Origin of the sequence: Amycolatopsis sp. NBC_01286, from assembly GCF_035982555.1 — a bacterium.
Lineage (GTDB): Bacteria > Actinomycetota > Actinomycetes > Mycobacteriales > Pseudonocardiaceae > Amycolatopsis.
This window is the reverse complement of record NZ_CP108428.1, coordinates 8692283-8715302: the sequence shown is the minus strand read 5'-3', so window position 1 is coordinate 8715302 and position 23020 is coordinate 8692283. Positions and strand designations below refer to the sequence as shown.

Below are 23020 nucleotides of genomic sequence, written 5' to 3'. Positions count from 1 at the left end.
AGCGGGGGACACGGTGAGCGGTATCAGGGTTCTGGTGGCGGGAGCGAGCATCGCGGGGCCGGCGCTGGCCCACTGGCTGCGCCGGCGCGGGGCCGAGGTGACCGTGGTCGAGCGGGCTCCCGGGCTGCGTCCCGGCGGGCAGGCGGTCGACGCGCGCGGGGTGACCAAGGAGGTCATCCGGCGGATGGGGCTGGACGCGGCGGTGCGCGCGGCCCGCACGCAGACCGCCGGCGCGCACACCGTGGACGCGGACGGGACCGTGCTGGAGACCTTCAGCGCGGAGGACGACGGCGGCGACGGGTACATCTCGGAGATCGAGATCCTGCGCGGGGACCTGTCCCAGGTGCTCTACGACGACACCCGCGACGGCGTCGAGTACCTCTTCGGCGACCGGATCGCCGAGCTCATCCAGGACGACACCGGCGTCGACGTGACCTTCGCGGGCGGCGTCCGGCGGCGCTTCGACCTGGTGATCGGGGCGGACGGGCTGCACTCGGCGCTGCGGGCGATGGTCTTCGGGCGGCGCGAGCGGTTCGTCCGCCACCTCGGGCTCGTGCTCGCTTTCTACAGCGTGCCCAACGAGTTCGGGCTGGATCGCTGGCTGCTCGACCACCAGGACCGGGCGTCCGGGCGCTCCGCCAGCCTGCGGCCCATCGGGGACACCACCCGGGCGATGGCCATGTTCTCCTTCCCCGCGGCCGAGTTCGACGTCGACTACCGCGACATCGCGGCCCAGAAGGACCTGCTGCGCGAGCGGATGGCCGGCCTGGGCTGGCTGGCCCCGCGGATCCTCGCGCACCTGGACGACACCCCGGACTTCTACCTCGACCAGGTCGCCCAGGTGGTGCTGGACCGCTGGTCGAGCGGCCGGGTGGGGCTGCTCGGGGACGCCGCGTTCAGCGCGTCGCCGATGTCCGGGCAGGGCACCGGGCTGGCCCTGGTCGGCGCCTACCTGCTGGCCGGGGAGCTGGCCGCCGCCGGCTGGGACCCGGCGGCCGGGTTCGCCGGCTACGAGCGGCGGATGCGGTCGTTCGTCGAGGCCAACCAGGAGATCGGCCGGCTGCACGTGCGCAGCCTCGCCGTCCCCGGGCCGGACGACGAGCCGGGCGAGGAGCCCGACATGGAGGCGCTCACCGAGCTGGTCGAGCGGGCGATCAACGGCGTCGAGCTGCCTGACTACGCGGGCGTGCCGGACTCCGGGGCGCCGGTCACGCCGTAGGCGTCACGAAACGTCGTTCTGCGGCAGGGTTTTCCGCAGGAGCCTCAGGGTTTCGACGGTCCGGGCGCGATCGGCTTCGCCGCCGGCCACGCTGGCCACCAGCTCGGTGACGCCGGCTTCGGCGAAGCGGTGGATCGCGGCCGCGACCGCGTCTTCGTCGCCCGCCACGAGGGTCTCGGACGTGTCGGTCTTGCCCTGCTCGCCCAGGAGACGGCGGTAGCTGGCGAACCGGCTGGCGGCGCCCAGCCGGGCGGCGAGATCCGCGCGGACGCCGTCCGGGTCGGCCGTCACGCTCACCGGGATCGTGGCCACGACACGCGGCGCGGGCCGCCCGGCCGCCGCGGCGGCTCGCGTGACGGCCGGCACGATGTGGTCGCCGATCACCTCGGGCCCGGCCCAGACCGTGGTCGTGCCGTCCGCGAGCTCCCCGGCGATCCGCAGCATCACCGGCCCGAGGGCCGAGACGAGCACGGACGGCGGCGTGCTGCCCGGGACGTCGACGATCCCCGCGGCGCTGACGGCCTCCCCGCGCTGCTCGACCTCTTCGCCGCGCAGCAGCGGCCGCAGCACCTGCAGGTATTCGCGGACGTGGCGCGCGGGGCGGTCGAACGACAGGCCGTACTGACCCTCGATGATCTCGCGGTGGCTGGGCCCGATGCCGAGCGTCAGCCGGTTCCCGATGGCGGCCTGCACGCTCAGCGCCTGCCCGGCCAGCGCGAGGGGGTGCACGGCGTAGGTCCGCACGACCGCGGTGCCCAGGTCGATCCGCGGTACCCGCTGCCCGACCAGAGCGGCCACCGTCAGGGCGTCCCACGCCGTCAGCTGGGGGAAGAAGACGCTGTCCAGCCCCGCGGTCTCCGCGGCGCCGACCTGCGCGCCGATGTCGTCCAGGGTCACGTCCGCACTGGGGACGTACAGGCCGATCCGCATCATGCCTCCAAGGTGAACCGGAACTTCATATTCCGGAACCACCGTACCCTAAGCTGAAGGTGATATTCCGGTTGATGGGAGGGACGCCGATGCGAGCGGACGCGCAGCGCAACCGCGAGCGGATCGCCGCGGCCGCCCTGACCCTGTTCGCCGAGCGCGGCCCGGACGTCTGCATGGACACCATCGCCCAGGCGGCCGGGGTGGGCGTCGGCACCCTGTACCGGCACTTCCCGGACCGGCAGGCGCTGCTGCTGGACATCGCCGCGGGCGCGTTGCGCGACCTGATCGAGTTCGGCGCCGGCGCGCTGGAGCGGGAGGACACCGGGTGGCAGGCGCTGGTGGCGATCGTGCGGTTCTGCGCCGGCCTGCCGCTGGCGCTGGCCAAGTCGCTGGCCGGGTCGCTGCCCGCCGGGACCGGGCTGCCCGAGCTGGAACAGGAGAGCGACGACCTGTTCGCGCGGGTCGTCCGGCGGGCGCAGGGGGAGGGCACCGTGCGCCGGGACATCCCGCCGCCGGACGTCGTCGCCCTGCTCGCGGTGGTGGTCTGCCGCCCGGGCGCCCGGCCCGACGACCACCTGACGACCGTGATGCTCGACGGCCTGCGCCAGGAGTGCGTCCGCGCCACGTCGTGAGAAATGTTCATGATTCGGACATCGTTGACACTTCACGCACGTGTTCTTACTTTCGGTGCATGGCAACGGGATGGCGTCTCACACGACCGTGTCCGACGGCGTCCGCGAGACGGGTCTGTTGTCGCTGAGCGTGTCTCCGCGACCGATCCGTCCCGAGGAGTCCTCATGCACCGCGCCACCGAACGGCCGGCCGACCTCGACCACCTGCTCGCGCACGGGCCGTTCCCGGCCGCGCTGCGGGCGGCGATCGTCGCGCGCGGGCTGTCCCTGGACCGCATCCGCCACCGGCTCGCCCGGCGCGGGCTGTCGGTCAGTGTGCCCACGCTGAGCCTCTGGCAGTCGGGCCGCCGCCGTCCGGAACGCGCCGAGTCGCTGCGCGTCCTCACCGGGCTGGAGCAGGTGCTCGAGCTGCCCGCCGGCTCCCTCGGGACCCTGCTCGGGCCGCCGCGGCCGCGTGGCCGGGCCCCGGTCCGCGGCCGGGCCGGGCAGCTGGTGACCGTCAGCCAGCACGACCGGGCGGAGATCGACGCGCTCGGCGGGCTCTCGGCCGTCCGGGCCCGCGTCGTCCTGCGCGCCACCGCGGCCGGGCTGGACCGCTGGCCGGTGCGGTGGCACTTCGAGCCGGGCGTGGCGCCGAAGATCGTCGCGGACCGCAACTGCCGCGTCGGCAGCGTCGAGCACGACCTGGACCACGACCGGCTGACCGCCGAGCTCGTGCTGGACTCACCGCCCGCGCCGGGCGAATCCGTCGTCGTCGAATACCGCGCGACGTTCCCGGCCCGGCCCGTCGCGCGGGGGTACGTGCGGATCTTCGACCGGCCGGTGCGCGACTACCTGCTCGAAGCCCGGTTCGCCGAGCTGCCGGCGCAGTGCGTCCGCGTCCACGGCGAGGACGCCGACCGTGAGCTGGTGCCGGACTCCGGCGGGACCGTGCACGTCGCCGAGGCCGACGTCGCGGGCCGGATCGGGATCCGCTGGGAGGCGTGAGACAGGTGTGGCCCCGGCGAGTACCGGGGCCACACCCTCCTTGCGCGGCGGCGTCAGGGAGCGACGTACAGCGTGCGGTTCGGGCTGCCGCTGCCCGGGTTCTTGACCAGGTTCGGGGTCGAGGCGGTGATCAGGGCCTGGGCGACCTGGGCCGCGGTCGCCGTCGTGTGGGTGGCCAGGTAGAGCGCCGCCGCGCCGGCGACGTGCGGCGAGGCGAACGACGTGCCGTTGCCGGTGTAGGTGGCCGTGTCGTTGGTGTTCCACGCCGACGTGATGCCGACGCCCGGGGCGAACAAGTCGATTCCGGCGCCGTAGTTGGAGAAGGACGCGCGGGTGTCGGTCTTGTCCGCGGCGGCCACGGTGATCGCCTCGGCCACCCGGGCCGGGGACGACGTCGAGGCGTTCGCGTTGGAGTTGCCCGCCGCGACCGCCCAGGTGACGCCGGCGGCGATCGAGTTGCGGACGGCGGTGTCGAGCGCGGTCGAGACCCCGCCGCCGAGACTGGCGTTGGCGACGGCCGGCTTCTTCGCGTTGGCGGTGATCCAGTTGACGCCGGCGATCACGCCGGCGGTGGTGCCGCTGCCGTCGGAACCGAGCACCCGCACCGGGTACAGCTGCGCGCCCTTCGCGACGCCGTACTGCGACCCGGCGATCGTCGCGGCGACGTGCGTGCCGTGCCCGTAACCGTCGTCGGCGTTCGTGTCGTTGTCGACGAAGTCGAAACCCTGGTGCACGCGGCCGCCGAAGGTCTGGTGCGTCGCGCGGATGCCGGTGTCGAGCACGTAGACGTTCACGTTCGACGCCGTGGTGGCGTAGGTGTACTTGCTGTCCAGCGGCAGGTTCCGCTGGTCGATCCGGTCCAGACCCCACGACGGCGGGTTCTGCTGCACGGCCTCGGTGCGCACGGTCTTGTCCTGCTCGACGAACGCGACCGCGGTGTCGGCGGCCAGCCGTTTGGCGTGCTTTTCGTCCAGGTGCACCGAGAACCCGGCGAGGTTCCGCGTGTAGACCCGGTCGACGGTGCCGCTGTAGCGCCGGGCCAGGTCACCGCGGTCGGTCGCGTTGTCCTTGAGCACGACGATGTAGCTGTCCTTGACGGCGTTCGCGTCGGCCGCGCCGAGCACGACGCCTTCCGCGGCCTGGGCGGGGGTGACTCCGGTCAGGACGACGGCCGCCGTGACGGCGACGGCGGCTCCGACGGATCTCGCTGCGCGCATTTCCTGCTCCTCGGGGAAGTGGGTTTCTCCGACTCCGAAGCTAGGTCGCCCGGTGTTTCTTCGGCAGCCGCGGATTTTTGCGGTTTTGCGGCGGGTTTTGCGGTCCCGCAACGGCGCCGGGCAAGCGTTTTCCCGCGGCGGAAGCAGGTTTCCGCGGACTGGACGTTCTGCTCGGACCTGTCCGCGATGTGGGACCACCCGGCCCGGGCCCCGGGGCGGGCTTAGGCTGCGAGACGTGACGACGCTCGAGGAATCCGGGGCGGCCACCGCCCTGCCGCTGATCGACATCTCGCGCTTGCGCGGGCCCGCCGCGGACCGCGCGGCGTTCCTGGACGAGCTGCGGCGGGCCGCGCACGACGTCGGCTTCTTCTACGTGGTCGGCCACGGCGTGCCCGAGCGGCTGACCAGCGGGATCTTCGACGCGGCCCAGGAGTTCTTCGCGCTGCCCGTCGAGGAGCGGCTGGCGATCGAGAACATCCACTCCGCGCAGTTCCGCGGCTACACCCGCACCGGCCACGAGTACACCGGCGGGACGCCCGACTGGCGGGAGCAGATCGACATCGGCCCGGAACGCGAGCCGGTGGCGCCCGGCGGCCCCGCGTGGCAGCGGCTCATCGGTCCGAACCAATGGCCGGAAGCGCTTCCCGGGCTCCGCGAAACCACCCTCGAATGGCAGGCCGAAGCCCTGCGCGTCAGCCGCGAGGTGCTGCGCGCGCTCGCCGCGGCGCTGGGCCAGGACGAGGCCTACTTCGACGCGTGGTTCGACGAAGAAGCGTCCACGCACGTGAAGATCCTGCGCTACCCCGGCCGGCCGTCGGCCGAGCGGGACCAGGGCGTCGGCGCGCACAAGGACTACGGCTACCTGGCCCTGCTGCAGCAGGACGGGATCGGCGGCCTGCAGGTCCAGGCGGCCGACGGCAGCTGGATCGACGCCACCCCGGTGCCGGGCAGCTTCGTGTTCAACATCGGCGAGATGCTGGAGATCGCGACCCAGGGGTACCTGAAAGCCACCCGGCACCGCGTCGTCAGCCCGCAGGCCGGGGTCGAGCGGTTCTCGGTGCCGTTCTTCCTCGGGCCCCGGCTCGACGCCGTCGTCGAACCGCTGCGGCTCCCGCCCGAGCTGGCCGCGGACGCGAAGGGCGTCAGCGAAGACGCGGACAACCCGCTGCACGCGGCGTTCGGGGAGAACGCGCTGGTCGGCTGGCTGCGGTCGCACCCGAAGGTGGCGCAGCGGTGGTGGAGCGACGTGCTGGCGGAGCGCGGGTGAGCGCCTTCGAGACCCGCCAGATCCACGCCGGCGCCCGCCCGGATCCCGCGACCGGGGCCCGCGCGACGCCGGTGTACCAGACGTCGTCGTTCGCCTTCGCCGACGCGCACCACGCCGCCGAGGCGTTCGCCTTGCGGGACCTGGAAACGCACGCCTACACCCGGTTGTCGAACCCGACGACCATGGTGGTGGAGGAGCGGCTCGCGGACCTCGAAGGCGGCGTCGCCGCGGTCGCGGTGGCCAGCGGCCAGGCCGCGACGACGCTGGCCCTGCTGAACATCGCCCGCGCCGGCGACCACATCGTGGCGGCGGCGAGCCTGTACGGCGGCACGTACAACCTGCTCGCCCACACCTTCGCCGACCTCGGGATCACCGTCGGCTTCGTGCGCGACCCCGACGACCTCGAGGCCTGGCGCGCCGCCATCCGGCCCGAGACGAAAGCGCTCTACGCCGAAACCGTGGGCAACCCGCGGGGGAACGTCCTCGACATCAGCGCCGTCGCCGAGGTCGCCCACACGGCCGGGGTGCCGCTGGTCGTCGACAACACCGTGCCCACGCCCTACCTCGCGCGGCCGCTGGAGCACGGCGCGGACGTCGTCGTCCACTCGACCACGAAGTTCCTGTCCGGGCACGGCACCGCGATCGGCGGCGTCGTCGTCGACGGCGGGACGTTCGACTACACCGCGGACCCGGACCGCTGGCCGCAGCTGACCCGGCCGGACCCGAGCTACCACGGGCTCGTCTTCGCGCGGGAGTTCGGCGCGCTGGGCTACAGCCTCAGGCTGCGCACCAAGCTCGTCCGCGACCTCGGCCCGGCGGTCTCGCCGTTCAACAGTTTCCTGCTCCTGCAAGGCATCGAGACGCTGTCGCTGCGGATGGAACGGCACGTGTCGAACGCCCAGGCCGTCGCCGCGTGGCTCGCCGACCGGCCCGAGGTCGAGGCGGTGCACTACGCCGGGCTGCCGGGCAACCCGTGGCACGACGCGGCGAAACGCTACCTCTCGCTCGGCGTCGGCGCGGTGGTGGCGTTCGACCTGGCGGACGGCGCCCGGGCCGGAATCCGGTTCGTCGACCGGGTCCGGCTGTTCAGCCACCTGGCCAACATCGGCGACGTGCGCAGCCTCGTCATCCACCCCGCGTCGACCACCCACGCCCAGCTCGACGCGGAGCAGCAACTGGCCAGCGGCGTCACGCCGGGGCTGATCCGGCTTTCGGTCGGCCTGGAAGGAATCGGCGACCTGCTCGCCGACTTGGCACACGGACTGGGGACGCGTGATGGCTGAATTCACCGGAAGCCGCGGGAAGATCCACTATGGACAGTGGAGCCCGCCCGAACCCGAGGCGCTCGTGGTGTTCTTCCACGGCCTGGGCGAGCACATCGGCAGCTACCAGCCCTTGTTCGACGCGCTCACCGGGGCCGGGTTCGCCGTCTGGGCCCACGACCACGCCGGGCACGGCCACAGCGACGGCGAGCGCGTCCTGATCGAGTCGGTCGACGACCTGATCGCCGACGCCGCCACACTCGTGGCGCTGGCGCGCGACGCGCATCCCGGGCTGCCGCTGGTGGTCGCCGGGCACTCGCTCGGGGCGACCGTCGCGACGCTGCTCGTCGGCGAGGACCGGCTGCCGGACCGCCCGAAAGCGCTGGTGCTCGCCGGTTCGTCGCTGGTGCCGGACGCCGCCGGCGGGCTCGTGAACCTGCTGGCGAGCGGCGTCGACCCCTGGGAGCTGCGCAAGGACCCCGGCGAACTGACCCGCCACCCGAGCTACGCGCAGCAGATCCGCGACGACCCGCTGACCTGGCAGGGCGGCCTGCGCCTGGAGACCCTGGGCGCGCTCGGCGCGGCCGCCCCCCGGGCGACGGCCGTCCTCGCGAAGCTCGACCTGCCGGTCCTGCTGCTGCACGGCGCCGAAGACGACCTCGCCCCCGCGGACGGCGCCCGGAAGGCCGCCGAGCTGCTGCCGGACGCCCGGGTGGTCGTCTTCCCCGAAGACCGCCACAACATCCTGAACGAACTGGACCGCGACGACGTCCACCGCGTCTTCGCCGAGTTCGCCGCCGAACACGCCCGCGGCTAGGCGCTGTCCTGTGAGCGGTTGAGCTGGACCTCTGGTGGTTGTGCCCGGCCTGACCCGGGTCACGGCTGGTTCGCGGTCTGCTTGACCGTCCGGATCACCGGCGCCGTCTCGATGTGCGTGATCGCGGGCAGCGCCGCCACCCGGGTCGTCAGGTAGCGGTACAGCGCCCGCTGGTCCGGGCATACAACGGTGGCGTAGAGGTTGCTCGGCCCGGTCGTGGCCGCGGCGAACGCGACCTCCGGGTGCCCGGCCAGCTCTTCCCCGGCCCGCGCCAGCTGGGCCGGGACGACCGAAAGCCAGAGCAGGGTCCGCGTGCCGGTGCCGAAGAGCTGTGCGTCGATGTCGATGTCCAGGTACAGGACGCCGTGGTCGCGCAGGTCGCTCATCCGGCGCCGGACCGTCGTCGGCGACCAGCCCGTGCGGGCGGCCAGCCGGGCGATGCCGGTGCGGCCGTCGGTGGCCAGCGCGGCGAGCAGCTTCCGGTCGCCGTCGTCGAGCCGCACCGAACCCGGCCGGCGGGGTGACGGGGGCGGGCGCAGGCGCTCGACGGCGGCGTCGTCCAGCCAGCCGAGCTTGGCGATCAGGCTGTCCGGGCCGCCGTAGAAGGTGTGCAGCACCGAATGCGCGGTGACGCCCTCGACGCGCGGGGTGCGGGGGAGCTTCGCCAGCAGCAGCGCCTCGCTGTCGGCCGCGGTCTCCGTGCGCACCGTGCAGGTGATCTCGGTGCCGCCGGAGGTCAGGCTCACCCAGGACGTGTCGGGCCGGCGGGCCAGCGCCTCGGCGACCGGGACCGCCGCGGTGGGCGCGCACCGCACCCGCAGGAACCACAGCGCGCCACCCAGCGCGGCCGGGTCGACGTCGCCGACCACCCGCACGGCCCCCATCGCCCGCAACCGGGCGTAGCGACGGGCGATGGTGCGATCCGACACCCCGAGCACCTCGGCGATCGTGCTGAACGCGGCCCGGCCGTCGACCTGCAGCGCGTGCACGAGCCGGCGGTCCAGCTCGTCGTAGTCGGATTCCACCGTGACGAGCCTACTGGTGCCGGATTCGACCGCGGATCACGTCGTTTCTGGCCCGGCCGCGGCGGTGGGAGCAGCGTGGGCCTCGTCCTGATCGACACGAACCAGGGGAGAGTCCATGGACACCGGAGTGCTCGTCGTCGGAGCCGGCCCGACCGGACTGACGCTGGCCAACGAGCTGCGGGTGGCGGGGGTGCCCGCCGTGCTCGTCGACAAACTGCCGCGGCGCAGCGAACTCTCGCGAGCCGGCGGCGTGCAGTCGCGCACGCTGACCGCGCTCGACCAGCGCGGGCTCCTGGAACCGTTGCTGGCGACCGGGAACTACCCGACCAGCGCCGGGCACTTCGCCGGCATCGGGTTCTCGCCGGCGAACACCGCCCACCGCCTGCCGTGGCGGTCCGTGCCGCAGGTCGAGATCGAGGGGTTCTTCGAGCGGCACCTCGCCGCGCACGGCGTCCACGTCCGGCGTGACCACGAGCTGACCGGCCTCGGCCAGGACACCGACGGTGTCACCGCCACCTTCGCCAATGGCGCGGTCGTCCGCGCCCGCTACCTCGTGGCCGCCGACGGCGCGCACAGCGTGGTGCGATCCCTGCTGGGGGCCGGGTTCCCGGGCCGCCCGGGCACGTCGACGGTGATCGCCGCCGACGTCCGGCTCAGCGGTGCCGGCGAGCCGATGTCGCACACGTGGACCGACGACGGTTACTGGGTGGCGCTGTACCCGCTCGGCACGGACGCGCGGGGCCGGCCGTTGCGCCGGCTCGTCCTGGGCGGCCCGGACGCGCCGGCGCGGGACGTCCCGGTCACCGAGGACGAGATCCGCGGCGGCCTGAAGGAGGTGTTCGGCTCCGCCGTCGAGCTGCTCGAACTGCGTTACGGCCGGCGCATCACCAACGCGGCCCGGCAGGCCGAGCGCTACCGGCACGGGCGGGTCTTCCTGGCCGGCGACGCCGCGCACGTCCACCTGCCGCTCGGCGCGCAGGGCATGAACACCGGCATGCAGGACGCGCTAAACCTCGGCTGGAAGCTCGGCGCCGCCGTCCACGGCTGGGCGCCGGCGGGCCTGCTGGACACCTACCACGCGGAGCGGCACCCGGTCGGCGCGGCGGTGCTGCGCAACGTCCAGGCGCAGAGCCTGCTGATGGACTGGGCGGGCACCCGCGACCCGGACGTCGTTGCCACCCGGGAGCTGTTCGTGGCACTGGCGGAGCTGCCGGAGGTGCAGCGCCACCTCGGCGACCTGCTGTCCGGGATGGCGATCCGCTACGAGATGCCGGGCATCGAGGCCCACCCGTCGATCGGCCGCCCGGCGCCGGACCTGCGGCTGGGCGAGGTCCGGCTGCACGAGCTGCTGCGCCCGGGCCGCGGCGTCCTGCTCGACCCGGACGACGCCTTCGCCGAGGTAACAGGCGGCTGGTCGGACCGGGTCGACCGCGCGGGTGCAGGCGCGGCGACCGAGCCGATGCTCGTCCGTCCGGACGGCTACGTCTGCTGGGCCGGCGACCCGGACGAGCTGGAACCGGCGCTGGCCCGGTGGTTCGGCGAACCACGCGGCTGACCGGGCCGGTTCGCGACGAGCAGGACTGGGTATTCGCGGGGTGGACCCCGGCTACGGTCGGTGTCGACGGGGTGACCGGACGAACAGGAGGCCGTGGGTGGGGCGGAAGATGCGCTGGGCAGTGGTCAGTGGGGACGGATTGCCGGTCAGCGGGTTGCTGACGATCTTCCGCAACGTCGTCGACCGGGCGCGTGACGCGGACTTGCTGGAGTTCCCGGTCACCGCGGACCTCGGCTACTCGTGGCGGGCGGACAAGCAGCGGTTCTTCCCGCGCGGGCTGCCGGGCGCCGAGTACCCGTCGTGGCTGCAGGTCTCCGACGCGGTCCCGGTACCGGTGGATCCCGCGCGGTGGATGGAAAAGCTCGACACGATCCGCCGGACCGTGGCCGCGGCGGAGGAGCTCGACGAGGCCGAGGCCGCCGGCTTGCGGCGTGAGATCGAGACCTACAGCGAACACTACGAAAAGTACTTCTACGACTGGTTCACCGAGCACGACGTCGACTGGGTGGTCGCGATCAACCTCACCCTCTCGGACGCCGTCCCGGTCACCACGGCGCTGCACCGCGCCGCGGCCCGCCGGTGGGCGGGGGACCGGCCGGGCGGGGTGCTGTACTGGGACCACGACCTGTTCGGCAGCTGCGCGATCTTCGAGGACGGCAAGCGGTTCTACCCCGCCGCGCCCAACGACTTCACGCCCGTGCCCGGCACCACGGAGTCGGACCGGTGGGCGGTGGTGTCGCCGGCGTTGCTGACCGAGGCGCGGAAGTACCCGTCCGAGCTGGAGCCGGAGCTGCTCACCAACGTCCTCCCGCTGGTGCCCGGCGGCCCGCTCGAGTCCCGCCACCAGGAGTTCCTGGCCGAACGCGACATCGAACCGGACCGCCCGGTCGTCCTGGTGCCGGTGCGGGTCTTCGCCGTGAAGGGCGTGGACATCTCCGTGCGGGTGTTCGCCGGTGTGCGTGACGAATGCGCGCGGCTCGGCGTGCCCGACCCGGTCCTGCTGGTGTTCGGCAGCCTCGACGAGGAGCCGGGGTACGCGGACGTCGTGCGCGAGGCCGTGGCGGAGACGGACGCCGCCGACGCCGTCCGCTTCCTCGACGGGGTCCCGATTTCGAGCCACCGCGACAGCGCCGGCGCGTGGCAGCTGGACGAGATCGACCTGGTGCGGGTGGCGCGGGCCTCGCACGGCGCGGTGCTGTTCACGCCGAGCTGCGTCGACGTCGAGACCGTCGGGCTCGGCCCGGCCCTCGCGGCGCTGGCGGGCATCCCGTGCGCCGTAACGCCGTACGACGCGTTCGCCGACCACTTCGGCCCCGGCTTCAGCCGCGTCGAGGTGGATCCCGAGGACCCGCGCCCGGCCGGCCACGACCTGGCCTGCCAGCTGTCGGCCCTGCGCGAAGGCGACGAGTCCTTGACAGCGGCGATGCGGGCGAACCTGGCCCGGGTGGAAGAGCGCTTCCCGGACGGCCCCTGGACGACGTTCCTGACCGCGATGGCCGACGGAACGGCCTGACGCAAGGGAAATCGGTGGACGCCGGGGCCGGGGGTGGCGCATCCTCTGGGAGAGCTACTACTTCGGACCGCGGTCGAGCGACTCGGCCACGACGAGCAGGGAGGGCAAGCCGTGAACCCGATGCCGAGCCGAGCCCGCCATCCGCGCTCGCGGCACCGCTGAACCACCGCCGGTGCCCGTGGGGAGACGCGCCGGAGCGCGGGTGATCGTCGCTCGATCGCCGGAGAGGGTTCGACTCCCTCGTCTTCCACCGTGACCGAAGCCGAAGTAGACGAGGCCCCAGGTTGTGGCCCTGGGTTCAGCCGGTGCGAGTCCGGTCGGTCACTCCACCCTCCGCGCGTGGCCCGGTGGCCACCTGGGACTCATGATCCCGGGGCGCCTGGTCCGGCACCAGGACGCGCGACCGCTCAGCGCAGCAGCGTGCCGAACGCGAGGGTGAAGAACGCGGCGAAGGACGAGCCGTCCTTCGCCGCGCGTTCGCCCACGATGGCGCCTTCCCAGGCGTTGACCAGGAAGCGGGCCAGCACGTCCGGATCCTGCTCCGACGCCACCGAACCGTCGGCCTGGGCTTCGCGGATCGTGCTCGCCACGGCCGCCGACCAGCTCGCGAAGCTCGTCACCAGGCCGTCGCGGATGGCGGGGCTGTGATCGGCCGCTTCGTTGCTGAAGTTGCCGAACACGCACCCGCGCTCGTAGCCGTACTTCTCGATGTCGCTCGCCAGGAAGCCGAAGTGATCACGCAGCCGCGTGAGCGGCGCGACGTCCGCCTTGGCCAGGTCCGGCACGCGGCGGGTGGCGCCGTAGCGCTCCATGACGACCAGCGCCAGCGCTTCCTTGCTCTCGAAGTGGTTGTAGAACGACCCCTTGGGCACGCCCGCGCTGTCGGTGATCAGCTTGACGCCGCACGCGTTGTAGCCGAGCCGGTGGAACTGCTCGTACGCGGCGTCCACGATCTGCTCTCGCACGCTGGCCCGGGCCATCGGGGCCTCCTCCGGATCAATATGGGCGGTCGTCTACCTCACCTCAAATGTTAGCCCGCCACCAGCCGGTGATCACCCGGGCGTAGTCGGCCGCGGCCTCTTCCCAGGTGAAGTGGCCCGCGTCGAGGACGTCGAGCTTGCTGTGGGGGAGCCGCTCGTGCAGGTACTCGGCGTTGGCCACCGGCACCACCGGGTCCTTGCCGCCGGCGATGATCTGGACCGGCGTCTCGATGCCCGGCAGCAGCTCACCGAGGATCGGCAGCTCGGTGGGGTACGCCCGGACGTAGGGCATCTGGTCGACGAACCGCTGACCCCGGTACGCGGCCAGGTAGTCCTCGCGCACGACCTCGGGCAGCTCGTACCCCTCGATGGTGGCGAGCGCGAACGTCACGATGTCCTTGGGGCCCATGGCCCGGTACGGCGCCAGATCCTCGGCCCGCACCCACTCATCGAGCACCCCACCGAGGTTCAGCGGGACGGACGTCCCGCCGCTGCCGACGGTCACCGTGGCGAACCGGCCCGGGTGCCGCGCCGCCGCGAACAAGGCCGCGCTGGTGCCGACGTCCGGCCCCACGACGTGCGGCTTCGCCAGGCCCAGCTCGTCGGCGATTCGCACGACGAACTCGCCCATCGCCTGCGGGGAGAGCAGCTCTTCCCGCAGCTCGGAGTGCCCGAATCCGGGCAGGTCCACGGCGATCAGGCGGGCGTGTTCCGCCAGCCGTGACCAGCTCGCGTCGAAGGCGTACAGGCTCTCCGGCCACGGGCTCAGCAGGAGGGCCTCGGTCTCGTGCGGCCCGTCGCTCTCGGCGTACCGGACGGACAGCCCGTCGATGGTCCGGAACCGGGGCTTGATCTCGCTCATGTCCTCGTCCTCTCTTCGGTCGTTTCAATATGACCGGTCGTCTTAGAGTCGTCAAGGAGAGTGACGCAGGGCACAGCCGAGGGATCAGCCGTCGCCGTACTTCTCGCCGATCTCCTCGATCTCGGGCAGCCCGACCAGCTCGGCGAAGTCCGTCAGCCCGGGCAGGTCGCGGACGGCGTTGACCGGCGTGCCGTCCTGGGCGATCCGGCCGAGCACTGACCGCATGGCCTCGGTGGCCGCCAGCAACGTCGAGATCGGACAGATCACCAGCCGGAAACCCAGCTCCCGCAAGCGATCCCGGCCCAGCGGCGGGGTCTTGCCGCCCTCGGCCCAGTTGAACAGCAGCGGGACGTCGCGGAAGGTGTCCGCGACCCGTTCGATCTCGGCTTCGGACTGCAGGGCCTCGACGAAGAGCATGTCGGCGCCGGCGTCCCGGTACCGGCGGGCGCGGTCGATCGCGGCGTCGAGCCCCTCGACGGCGCGGGCGTCGGTGCGCGCGATCAGCACGAAGTCCGGGTTGTACCGCGCGTCGACCGCCGCCCGGACCCGGTCGGCCATCGTCGCGGCGGGCACGACGCGCTTGCCGTCCAGGTGCCCGCAGCGCTTCGGCGCGACCTCGTCCTCCAGGTGGATCGCGGCGACGCCGGCGGCCTCGTACTCGCGGACCGTGCGGATGACGTTGAGGGCGTTGCCGTAGCCGGTGTCGGCGTCGGCGATCACCGGCACCTCGACCACCGAGCGGATCCGGCTCGCCGCCTGGACCATCTCGGTCATCGTCAGCAGGCCGACGTCCGGCCGGCCGAGCAGCGACGCCGTCGTGCCGAAGCCGGTCATGTAAACGGCGGGGAACCCGGCCGCCTCGACCAGCCGGGCGCTCAGCGCGTCGTACGCGCCGGGCGCGACGACGATCTCGTCACCGGCCAGCAGGTCCCGCAGCCGCGCCGGCCCGGAAATCCGTGGTCCCAGCAGATCGGCCACTCCGGCCACCTCCTCGTTTCCTGACGCTCAGGTGTAGCAGACGGCGGCCTCGTGGAAGTGCGCCGCCGCCGGACCGCTCAAGGATGACTTGCACCGCCCCGAACCGGTCGAAACGGAGAACCGCCATGCCCATGATCGACGTGTACGCCCCGGCGGGCGTCATCGGCGACAAGAAGAAGCTCGCCCAGGAACTCGCGCAGACCGTGATGCGGTGGGAGAAGGTCCCGGTGATCCCGTTCTTCACCGAGAACACCGCGGCCTTCGTGCACGAACTGCCCGACGGCGCGCTGTCGGACGCCGGTGGCGGCGGTGACCACGTCCGCGTGCAGGTGACGACCAACGCCGGCGCGCTGGACCGCGAGCAGCAGCTCGGCGTCGTCCAGGACATCACCGCCCAGGTCGCCGCGGCCGCGGGTGACCCGGGGCTGGCCGCGCGGACGTGGGTCGCGTTGACCGAGGCCGTCCCGGGCGGCTGGGGGATCGGCGGGCACGCCTACACGAACGACGAGATCGTCCAGCACGTGCGTTCGCTGCTCGGGAAGTCCTGACCGGACTCCTCCGGAGCGGGTACGAATGTCGGTATGACGGTTCTGGGTGAGGAACGGCCCGCCTGGCGGGAGGTCGGCGGCCGGGTGGTCGAGCGCGCGGCGGGCGGCACCCCGCTCGCCCGGCTCGAAACCCTGGCCCGCACCTCGGCGGACCCGATCGGCTGGCGCTTCCGCCAGCCGGCCGCGGCGCTGTTCTGGTGGGGTTCCGGCGTGCGCGAGCTGCGGCTCGCGGTGGACGGCCGGCCGTTCCACGACGTCGTCACCGCGACCAACAGCCTCTGCTACATCCCGCCGGACACCGAGGTCACCGGCACGTTCGCGATCGACGGGCTCTGCCGCTACACGGTGCTGTTCCTCGACCCGGACCTCGCCGCGGACCACGACCTCCCGGCGCCGCGGCGCGCGCTCGTCGGCTTCGACCGGCCGCCGCTCGTCCGCGCTCTGCGCGAGGTCACGGCGGAAGCGGCGGCCCCGGACGAGACGTTCGACCTGTTTGTCGACGGCGTGGCCCGCCAGAGCCTCGCGCACCTCGTCCGGCTGACGCGCGGCGCGGAACCCGAACCGCCCGCCGCCGGGCTGCCGGCCGGGACGCTGTCACACCTGGACGGCTTCGTCCGGCGGAACCTGCGCGACCCGGTCACCGTCGACCAGCTCGCCGCGGTGGCCGGCTTCAGCCCGCGGCACTTCCTGCGGTCGTTCCGCCGCAGCACCGGCGTGACGCCGATGCGCTGGGTCCTCGACCTGCGCCTGCGCGAGGCCGAACACCGGCTCGCCGCGACGGCGGACCCGATCGGCGTGATCGCCGCGGACTGCGGGTTCAGCCACCCGCAGCACCTGAGCACCGCGTTCCGCCGGGCGCGCGGCGTCAGCCCGTCGCAGTACCGCGCGGCCCGGTAGTCCGTTGTGGACGGTCAGCCGATCGACGGGATGAAGGTCGGCGCCTTCCGGGCCGGGGCCGCCTTCTCGAACGCCGCCGCCAGCGCGAGGATCCGCGCGTCCGCCCAGCGTCCGGCAAAGAACGAGACGCCGATCGGGAGCGGGCCCGCGAACCCGGCCGGCACCGAGACGTTCGGGTAGCCCGAGACGGCCGCCGGGGTCGACGAGCCGAGGACGAACGCGTCACCGGAGCCGTACGTCGTCTTCCAGGCCGGGCTGTTGGTCGGCGCCACGATGGCGTCCAAGTGGTGCGCCGCCAGGGTTTCGTCGATCGACCGGCGGGCCAGCGACGTCGCCGTCGCGCGCTGGGCGCGATAGGTGGGATCGGTCGGGGCCGGCGCGGCCGCCGCCTGCTCGAACAGCTCCTGGCCGAACTTCGACAGCTCGACCGGGTCCTTCTTGTCGAACGCGATCAGCTCGTTCAGGTTCGCGGGGTGGCCCGGCCGGTGGGTGAGGTAGGCGTTGACGTCGCTCTTGAACTCGGTGAGCAGGGCCGGGGACTCGGCGGCGCCGATCTCGTCCTGGTAGGGCAGGTCGACCTCGACGACGGTCGCGCCGCGCGAGGTCAGCGTGCGGACGGCGTCCTGGACGACGCGGTCGACGTCGGCGTCCTGGCCGGCCTTGCGCCAGACGCCGATCCGGGCGCCGCGCAGGGCACCGGGGCGCAGCAGGGCCGCGTAGTCCGTCGGCTGGCCCGCCGGGATCGCCGCCGTCGCGGGGTCCGCCTTGTCGCGTCCCTGCAGGACGGACAGCGTGATGGCCGTGTCGACGACGTGGCGCGCCAGCGGCCCGGCGGTGTCCTGCTCCGCGGAGATCGGCACGACACCGGTCCGGCTGACCAGGCCCAGCGTCGGCTTCTCGCCGACGACGTCGTTGGCGCCGGCCGGGCAGACGATCGAGCCGTCGGTCTCGGTGCCGATCGCCACCTGCGCCAGGCTCGCGGCCACCGCGGCGCCGGAGCCCGAGGAAGAGCCGCACGGGTTGCGGTCGAGGACGTACGGGTTGTTCGTCTGGCCGCCGATCCCGGACCAGCCCGACGTCGCGTTCGTGGAGCGGTAGTTGGCCCACTCGGAGAGGTTGGTCTTGCCGAGGATCACCGCGCCGCCGCGCTGCAGCCGGTCCACGAGGGCGGCGTCGGCCGCCGGCCGGCTGCGCGGCAGGGCCCGCGAACCCGCGGTGGCCGGCAGCGTCCGGGTGTCGATGTTGTCCTTGAGCAGCACCGGGATCCCGTCGAGCTGCCCGAGCGTGTGGCCGGTGCGGCGGCGGGCGTCGCTGGCGGCAGCCGCGCGCAACGCCGTCGGGTCGACGGCGACGACGGAGTGGATCTTGCCGTCCAGCGCGTCGATCCGGTGGAGGTAGGCGGCGGTCAGCGCCACGGCGCTCAGGCGGCCGTGGTCCATCCGCTGCTGGAGCTCGGGGATGGTGGCCGCGTCCAGGTCGAAGCCCAGTGACGGGCCGGCCTGGGCGGGAGCGGCGGCGGCCAGCGCGGGCACCGGGGCCGCGACGAGGCCGGCGAGGGCGAGGAGCACGGCGGACGAGCGCAGTCGGATCACGGCGTACATGTGACTCCTGAACCCGGCGGGGGTCAAGCCGCCATTCGTCGGCCCGGGTGCGATCATGGGTGTCCTGGGAGGACGTTCATGACTGCTCGCGACGCGCTGATCGCCGTGGCCGCCCTGGTGGCGCCGGACGTGCCGCAGGTGCGTGCCCGCGCCGCGGCCGCACACGACGATCCCGAGGCCTACCTGCGGGAACACGGCGACAGCCTCGACGACCGCGGCATCGACACCCCGATCCCCGAGCTGCCCTGGATCGCCTTGGTGGACGCACTCGCCGACCACGGGCTGCTGGCCGAAGTGGACTGGAAGGAAGCGCCGGACGAGATCGTCGGCCGGCTGCGCGCCCTGCGGTCCGCGCCGGCCGGGGACGCGGCGTGGGCGTCGCTCGCGGAAGCGGACCTGCCGACCTTCGAGTTCCTGGAGCTGGCGGGCGGGCAGCTGGCGGCCGCGGGCACCGCGCTCGCCGTCCTCGACATCGAGTCCGACTGCTACCCGCTCGTGCTCCTGCCGCCCACCCGGGCCGTCGACCTTCCCGGCCTGGCCGCGGCGGCGGGCTTCAAGGCCGCGGTCCTCCCGGCCTAGCGTCACCCGCTGAGCCGCACGACCTCCGCGCGGGCGTGGGCGACCCGGTCCGTCTCCCGGCCGCCGGCGCGGGCGATCTCCCGGGCCAGGTCGCTCGCCGCGGCCATCCGGTGCCTCGCCGTGCGGCGGCTGTGGACGTGCTTGCGGTAGGCCTTGCGCTGCTTCCGGAGGCCGCTGACCGCGTCGAGCAGGGGCGGGTCCAGCACACCCGCGCCGGCTTCCGGGCCGAGCAGGTCCCGGGTCCAGGCCCGCTCGCGGCGGGCGGCGTGGCGCAGGACGTGGAACAGGAACGTCAGCTCGATCGCCGCGATCACGAACGGCAGCACGGCGACCAGGGGACCGCGGCCGCCGAGGCCGGTCATGTCGTCCCACGCGAAGTGGAACACCATCGCCACCAGCATGGTCAGCACGCCGCGCACGACGTTGCGCTCACCCGGTACCCGGCTCAGCACCCACATCAGCCCGGCGCAGAAGATGGCGCTGAACAGCGCGTGCGACACGATGCCGGACGCGCCCCGGTAGAGGAACACCTGCAGCGACGCGCCGACCTGGTTGCTGCCGAAGCTCTGCGCCGCGCCGTTGTAGACGTAGAGGACGTCCTCGAAGACCTGGAAGCCCAGGCCGATGAAGGCGCCGATGATGAACCCGTCGTAGACGCTGCGGACGAGCCGGGGCGCGAGCCCGATCAGCAGGACGAGCCCGAGGGCCTTGCCGAACTCCTCGTTGATCGGGGCGGTGAGCCCGGCGGCCCAGTCGGCGGCGAAGGCCGTGCCGCCGAGCTTCGTCCACAGCTCCAGCAGGGCAGTGTTGGCCGGGAGCGCGATCCAGAACGTCGCGGCGATCCCGCCCCAGGCGAACGCCGTCGTCAGCAGCCGGCCCGGCTGCGCGGTGTAGCGGTTCTGGTGGCGCAGCAGCACCAGCCAGGGCACGAGGTAGAGCCCGAACAGCAGGATCCCGCCGGTCAGGGCCGGGGTGTAGAAGCCGCCGTCGCCGCCGAAGTAGCGCAGCATCCCGAGCGCGCCACCGCCGACGCCGACGAGGTACACCCAGAACGCCAGGTTGTGCGGCTGGAAGAAGCGGAACGGCAGGCCCCAGCCCGACTGCTCGATGGCGGCGAGCTGGGCCGTCTTGGTCTCGGACTTGGTCGTCACCGGCTCGCTCCCGGGGTGATGCTCCGCAGGACGCCGTCGATCTCGCCGCGGAACCGCTCGAACTGGCCCGGCGCGGTGCGCACCCGGAACAGCAGCGCGGGCGCGCCGTCGGCCGGCTCGCCGCGGCCGGCCACCTTGAAGGCGACGTCGAGCCCGTCACCGCTGGGCGACGTCGTGCTCTGCGCGACGCCGGTGAGCCCGGCGGTGGTCGTCACCGTGCCCCGCGTGCCGTCGATCGCGGGAGCGTCGTTGCCCTCCGAACGCCGCACCTGGTCGAGGAAGGCTTCCGCGGTGCCGCTGTAGGCGGCGCCGCGCAGGGCGATCGTCGCGCCGCCGGTGGCCAGGACGACCTGCAGGCTCGTCGGGTTCGTGACGGAGGCGCCGGTCAGCGTGCCGCTCTGCAGCTGCCAGCCCGCCGGCGGGACGGCGGTCGCGCCGTCGCCGAGGTCGAGCAGGTCACCGGCCCGGATCTCGTTGTGCCAGGGGATCGCGGCGTTGAGCGCGGGCAGCCCGTACCCGAGCAGCAGGGCGATGGCGAGCACGATCAGGGCCGGGGTGAAGGTCCGGCGGTCGAGCCCGAAGAGCCGGTGCTCGACCGGCACCCAGCCCTGCGGTGGTTCCGGCGCGGTCACGGTCAACGAACAACTCCTCGCGGGGTCGGGTAACGGTCATCAGAACACGAACTGGCCCACCGCGGCGATCACCGCGGTGGGCCGGGTGCGTGGTGCACCCGTGCGGGTGAATCCGGGTCAGAGCCGCCCGGCGCGCTCGTACAGCTCCTGCACGGGGCTGGTGAACGCGGCGCCCGTGAGGTCCTGGGTGACGCCATCCTCGCTCATCGTGCCCCGGCTGGTGACGCCGAAGATCGTGCCCTGGCCCGTGGCGGGGTCGAAGTCCCGCAGCCACGGGCCGCCGCTGGAGCCGCCGGACAGGTCGCAGTCCGTCTTCCAATCCGACAGGACCGAGTTGACCTCGAGGGTGGCCGGCCGTGCGCAGGACAGCAACGCCTCGCCGCCGGCCAGCTGCGACACCGGGTAGCCGAGGATCGTGGTGTCGACCGGGGACGGCGGCTGGTCGAAGGAGACGTCCTGGGTGCCCGCGACGTCGGCGGCGTGCCGGCCGCCGACCGGGTCCAGCGCGAGCACCGCGTCGTCGTCCGTGCCGCTCGTCGGACCCGAGTAGGTGGCCGACCAGGCGAAGGCCCGGACCGGGAACACGCCGTACGGCGCCGTCCCGTGGTCGTAGCCGGGGACGAACACGACGTTGACGATCTTGATCGGGTTGTCGAAGCGGTCCAGGCCGCCGTTGACGCAGTGCCCGGCGGTGAGGGCGACGTCCTTGCTCGCACTGGGCACCACGGTCGCGGTGCAGGACTCGTCGACCCCGGGCTCGGCGGTGAAGAACAGCCGCCCGACGCCCGCCGGGACGGGCCCGTCCCAGACCCGGCCGATCTTCTCGGCCGGCGGCAGCCAGTCCGCGCCGGCCCACTGCCGCATCCGCTCCGGCGTCCAGTGGGCCAGCGCCGCGGCCCGGTCGGCCGCGCTCACCTGCGTCACGACCTGGTCGCCGTCGGCCGCGGTGGCCGGGGCAGCGACGACCGCCGCCGCGGTGCCGGCCACCGCCAGCAGGGTGCCGGCTCGGGAAAGGGCACGCGAGTTCGTGGTCATGTCCGGTGGACGCCCGCCCGCCGGGGAGGGTTGTTCGCCGAGCGGGTGATCTTGAACCGCCTCACGGCGCGACGGAAGCGTCCCGGTACCTCAGGATTCCTTCGACGCCGAGCAGGAACGTCTCGCAGATCGGTGCGGGGTCGGTGAGGCAGCCCGCGGCCATCGCGCCGTCGCGGAGCATGACGAAGTGCCGGGCCGCGGGCTCCGGCGCGGTCTCGCCGGTCTGCGCGAGCAGCTCGGTGACGGTGTCCAGGAACCACTGGCGGTGGGCGAGGACGGCCTGGTGCACGGGGTGGGCGGGGTCGGGGTACTCCGCCGCGGCGTTGAGGAACGCGCAGCCGCGGAACCCGGGGGAGCGGATGCCGTCGGCGATCGACCGGGCGACCGCCCGGACGACGTCGGCCGGCGCGCCGCCACCGGCCCGGGCGGCCTCGGCCTGGGCGCGGATCGCCTGGTCGGCGGCGGTCAGGTAGGCGACGAGCAGGTCGTCCTTGCTCGCGAAGTGCCGGTAGAGCGTGGCGCGGGTGACGGACGCCTCGGCGATGATCCGGTCGACGCCGACGGCATGGAGGCCCTCTGTGTAGAACAGCCGGGTCGCGGTACTGAGCAGCCGCGCGCGTGCTTCGGACACCTGAACTCCTGCCTCCGGTTCGTTGGCTCCACGGTAGCAGATAGAACGGTCGGTCTTGACGACTCGCCGGTTCGCTGCCATAGTCCTCATCAGCAAGACCGATCGTTCTATCTACCTCGCTGTGTCCGAAGGGGAAAACATGACCACCACCGTTCCCGCCGCCGACGTCGCCTCGTCGCTGCGCCGGCTGTACTTCGTCCGGTTCGCCTTCGCTGTCGTCTGGGCCGCGCTGGTGTTCGCGACCGGGTCGAGCCTCGGGGTCGCCGGCGTCGCGCTGCTGGTGCTGTACCCGGTGTTCGACGTGGTCGCCGCGGTCGTCGACGTCCGTTCGTCGAAGGCGGCCCAGTCGGTTTCGGTGCTGTACGTGAACATCGCGATCAGCCTGCTCGCCGCCATCGGCCTGGCCGTGGTCGGTTCGAGCGGGATCGCCGGCGTCCTGCGGGTGTGGGGGAGCTGGGCCGTCGTGGCCGGCGTCGTCCAGCTCGTCGTCGGACTCCGCCGCCGCGGCCTCGGCGGGCAGTGGCCGATGATCCTCAGTGGTGGCATCTCCGTGCTGGCCGGGGGTTCGTTCATCCTGCAGGCCACAAAGGACGGTGCCTCGCTGACGAACCTGGCCGGCTACGCGACGCTCGGCGGAATCTTCTTCCTCGTCTCCGCCCTGCGCCTGGGGCGTGCTCGGCGAAACGCCTTAGTTGCTTGACT

General features: G+C 73.2%; 23 protein-coding genes. 12 read left to right on the top strand and 11 right to left on the bottom strand.

The features are described from left to right. The first annotated feature begins 31 nt into the window (after positions 1–31). Positions 32–1219: an FAD-dependent monooxygenase gene (locus OG570_RS39815; RefSeq protein WP_442788349.1), complete on the top strand. Its 1188-nt coding sequence runs from the start codon at positions 32–34 to the stop codon at positions 1217–1219. Between the two features lie 3 nt (positions 1220–1222). Here the strand turns inward: OG570_RS39815 and OG570_RS39810 are convergent, their stop codons facing one another. Continuing rightward, on the bottom strand, positions 1223–2152 hold the full coding sequence (locus OG570_RS39810) for a TIGR03564 family F420-dependent LLM class oxidoreductase (protein ID WP_326953960.1): 930 nt from the start codon (positions 2150–2152) through the stop codon (positions 1223–1225). 86 nt (positions 2153–2238) lie between these two features. Between OG570_RS39810 and OG570_RS39805 the strand changes: the two genes are divergently transcribed. After that, a complete protein-coding gene (locus OG570_RS39805) occupies positions 2239–2781 on the top strand; it encodes a TetR/AcrR family transcriptional regulator (protein WP_326953959.1) in 543 nt (180 codons plus the stop codon). Between the two features lie 165 nt (positions 2782–2946). Further along, complete coding sequence (locus tag OG570_RS39800) at positions 2947–3768, top strand: hypothetical protein (RefSeq protein WP_326953958.1); 822 nt, start codon at positions 2947–2949, stop codon at positions 3766–3768. Positions 3769–3821: 53 nt separating this feature from the next. Here OG570_RS39800 and OG570_RS39795 read toward each other — a convergent pair whose 3' ends face one another. After that, positions 3822–4985, bottom strand: coding sequence for a S8 family peptidase (locus tag OG570_RS39795; protein ID WP_326953957.1), 1164 nt, complete (start codon positions 4983–4985; stop codon positions 3822–3824). 235 nt (positions 4986–5220) lie between these two features. On the opposite strand from OG570_RS39795, the gene OG570_RS39790 reads away from it, so the two are divergent. The 3 genes from OG570_RS39790 to OG570_RS39780 are packed head-to-tail and all read left to right on the top strand — an operon-like array spanning position 5221 to position 8331. Then, positions 5221–6252 carry an isopenicillin N synthase family dioxygenase gene (locus OG570_RS39790; protein WP_326948851.1) on the top strand — a complete coding sequence of 344 codons (1032 nt, stop codon included), beginning with the start codon at positions 5221–5223 and terminating at the stop codon, positions 6250–6252. Then, complete coding sequence (locus tag OG570_RS39785; protein ID WP_326953956.1) at positions 6249–7535, top strand: O-acetylhomoserine aminocarboxypropyltransferase/cysteine synthase family protein; 1287 nt, start codon at positions 6249–6251, stop codon at positions 7533–7535. Before OG570_RS39790 ends, OG570_RS39785 begins: the two co-directional genes overlap by 4 nt. After that, positions 7528–8331 carry an alpha/beta fold hydrolase gene (locus OG570_RS39780; protein ID WP_326953955.1) on the top strand — a complete coding sequence of 268 codons (804 nt, stop codon included), beginning with the start codon at positions 7528–7530 and terminating at the stop codon, positions 8329–8331. The genes OG570_RS39785 and OG570_RS39780 overlap by 8 nt, the downstream gene beginning before the upstream one ends. Positions 8332–8390: 59 nt before the next feature. Here OG570_RS39780 and OG570_RS39775 read toward each other — a convergent pair whose 3' ends face one another. After that, positions 8391–9356, bottom strand: coding sequence for an Lrp/AsnC family transcriptional regulator (locus tag OG570_RS39775; RefSeq protein ID WP_326953954.1), 966 nt, complete (start codon positions 9354–9356; stop codon positions 8391–8393). A gap of 115 nt (positions 9357–9471) precedes the next feature. On the opposite strand from OG570_RS39775, the gene OG570_RS39770 reads away from it, so the two are divergent. Then, positions 9472–10911, top strand: coding sequence for an FAD-dependent monooxygenase (locus tag OG570_RS39770; protein ID WP_326953953.1), 1440 nt, complete (start codon positions 9472–9474; stop codon positions 10909–10911). 109 nt (positions 10912–11020) lie between these two features. Next, complete coding sequence (locus OG570_RS39765; protein ID WP_326953952.1) at positions 11021–12424, top strand: hypothetical protein; 1404 nt, start codon at positions 11021–11023, stop codon at positions 12422–12424. Positions 12425–12831: 407 nt separating this feature from the next. On the opposite strand, the gene OG570_RS39760 is transcribed toward OG570_RS39765, so the two are convergent. The 3 genes from OG570_RS39760 to OG570_RS39750 all read right to left on the bottom strand — a co-directional run bounded on the left by OG570_RS39760 (position 12832) and on the right by OG570_RS39750 (position 15244). Further along, positions 12832–13404, bottom strand: a complete 573-nt coding sequence (locus OG570_RS39760; RefSeq protein ID WP_326953951.1) for a TetR/AcrR family transcriptional regulator — start codon at positions 13402–13404, stop codon at positions 12832–12834. 43 nt (positions 13405–13447) lie between these two features. After that, positions 13448–14266: an alpha/beta fold hydrolase gene (locus tag OG570_RS39755; protein ID WP_326953950.1), complete on the bottom strand. Its 819-nt coding sequence runs from the start codon at positions 14264–14266 to the stop codon at positions 13448–13450. An 84-nt stretch (positions 14267–14350) separates the two neighbouring features. Continuing rightward, the gene (locus OG570_RS39750) at positions 14351–15244 is read right to left on the bottom strand and encodes an isocitrate lyase/PEP mutase family protein (protein WP_326953949.1); all 894 of its coding nucleotides are present in this window, start codon (positions 15242–15244) and stop codon (positions 14351–14353) included. A 125-nt stretch (positions 15245–15369) separates the two neighbouring features. Here OG570_RS39750 and OG570_RS39745 point away from each other — a divergent pair, with 125 nt between their 5' ends. Next, entirely contained in the window at positions 15370–15792 is a 423-nt protein-coding gene (locus tag OG570_RS39745) for a tautomerase family protein (RefSeq protein ID WP_326953948.1), read from the top strand. A 33-nt stretch (positions 15793–15825) separates the two neighbouring features. Further along, positions 15826–16689, top strand: a complete 864-nt coding sequence (locus OG570_RS39740; protein WP_326953947.1) for an AraC family transcriptional regulator — start codon at positions 15826–15828, stop codon at positions 16687–16689. A gap of 14 nt (positions 16690–16703) precedes the next feature. Here the strand turns inward: OG570_RS39740 and OG570_RS39735 are convergent, their stop codons facing one another. Continuing rightward, positions 16704–18290 carry an amidase gene (locus OG570_RS39735; protein ID WP_326953946.1) on the bottom strand — a complete coding sequence of 529 codons (1587 nt, stop codon included), beginning with the start codon at positions 18288–18290 and terminating at the stop codon, positions 16704–16706. Positions 18291–18368: 78 nt separating this feature from the next. Here OG570_RS39735 and OG570_RS39730 point away from each other — a divergent pair, with 78 nt between their 5' ends. Further along, positions 18369–18869, top strand: coding sequence for a DUF6630 family protein (locus OG570_RS39730; protein WP_326953945.1), 501 nt, complete (start codon positions 18369–18371; stop codon positions 18867–18869). Between the two features lie 2 nt (positions 18870–18871). Here the strand turns inward: OG570_RS39730 and OG570_RS39725 are convergent, their stop codons facing one another. From OG570_RS39725 to OG570_RS39710, 4 genes are all read right to left on the bottom strand, one after another. Continuing rightward, on the bottom strand, positions 18872–20020 hold the full coding sequence (locus OG570_RS39725; protein ID WP_326953944.1) for a PrsW family intramembrane metalloprotease: 1149 nt from the start codon (positions 20018–20020) through the stop codon (positions 18872–18874). Continuing rightward, the gene (locus tag OG570_RS39720) at positions 20017–20652 is read right to left on the bottom strand and encodes a hypothetical protein (RefSeq protein WP_326960292.1); all 636 of its coding nucleotides are present in this window, start codon (positions 20650–20652) and stop codon (positions 20017–20019) included. The genes OG570_RS39725 and OG570_RS39720 overlap by 4 nt, the downstream gene beginning before the upstream one ends. A gap of 117 nt (positions 20653–20769) precedes the next feature. Next, positions 20770–21687 carry a trypsin-like serine peptidase gene (locus tag OG570_RS39715; RefSeq protein ID WP_326953943.1) on the bottom strand — a complete coding sequence of 306 codons (918 nt, stop codon included), beginning with the start codon at positions 21685–21687 and terminating at the stop codon, positions 20770–20772. A gap of 61 nt (positions 21688–21748) precedes the next feature. After that, complete coding sequence (locus tag OG570_RS39710) at positions 21749–22318, bottom strand: TetR/AcrR family transcriptional regulator (protein ID WP_326953942.1); 570 nt, start codon at positions 22316–22318, stop codon at positions 21749–21751. Positions 22319–22457: 139 nt separating this feature from the next. Here OG570_RS39710 and OG570_RS39705 point away from each other — a divergent pair, with 139 nt between their 5' ends. Next, the gene (locus OG570_RS39705; protein WP_326953941.1) at positions 22458–23018 is read left to right on the top strand and encodes a hypothetical protein; all 561 of its coding nucleotides are present in this window, start codon (positions 22458–22460) and stop codon (positions 23016–23018) included. Positions 23019–23020 lie beyond the last annotated feature (2 nt).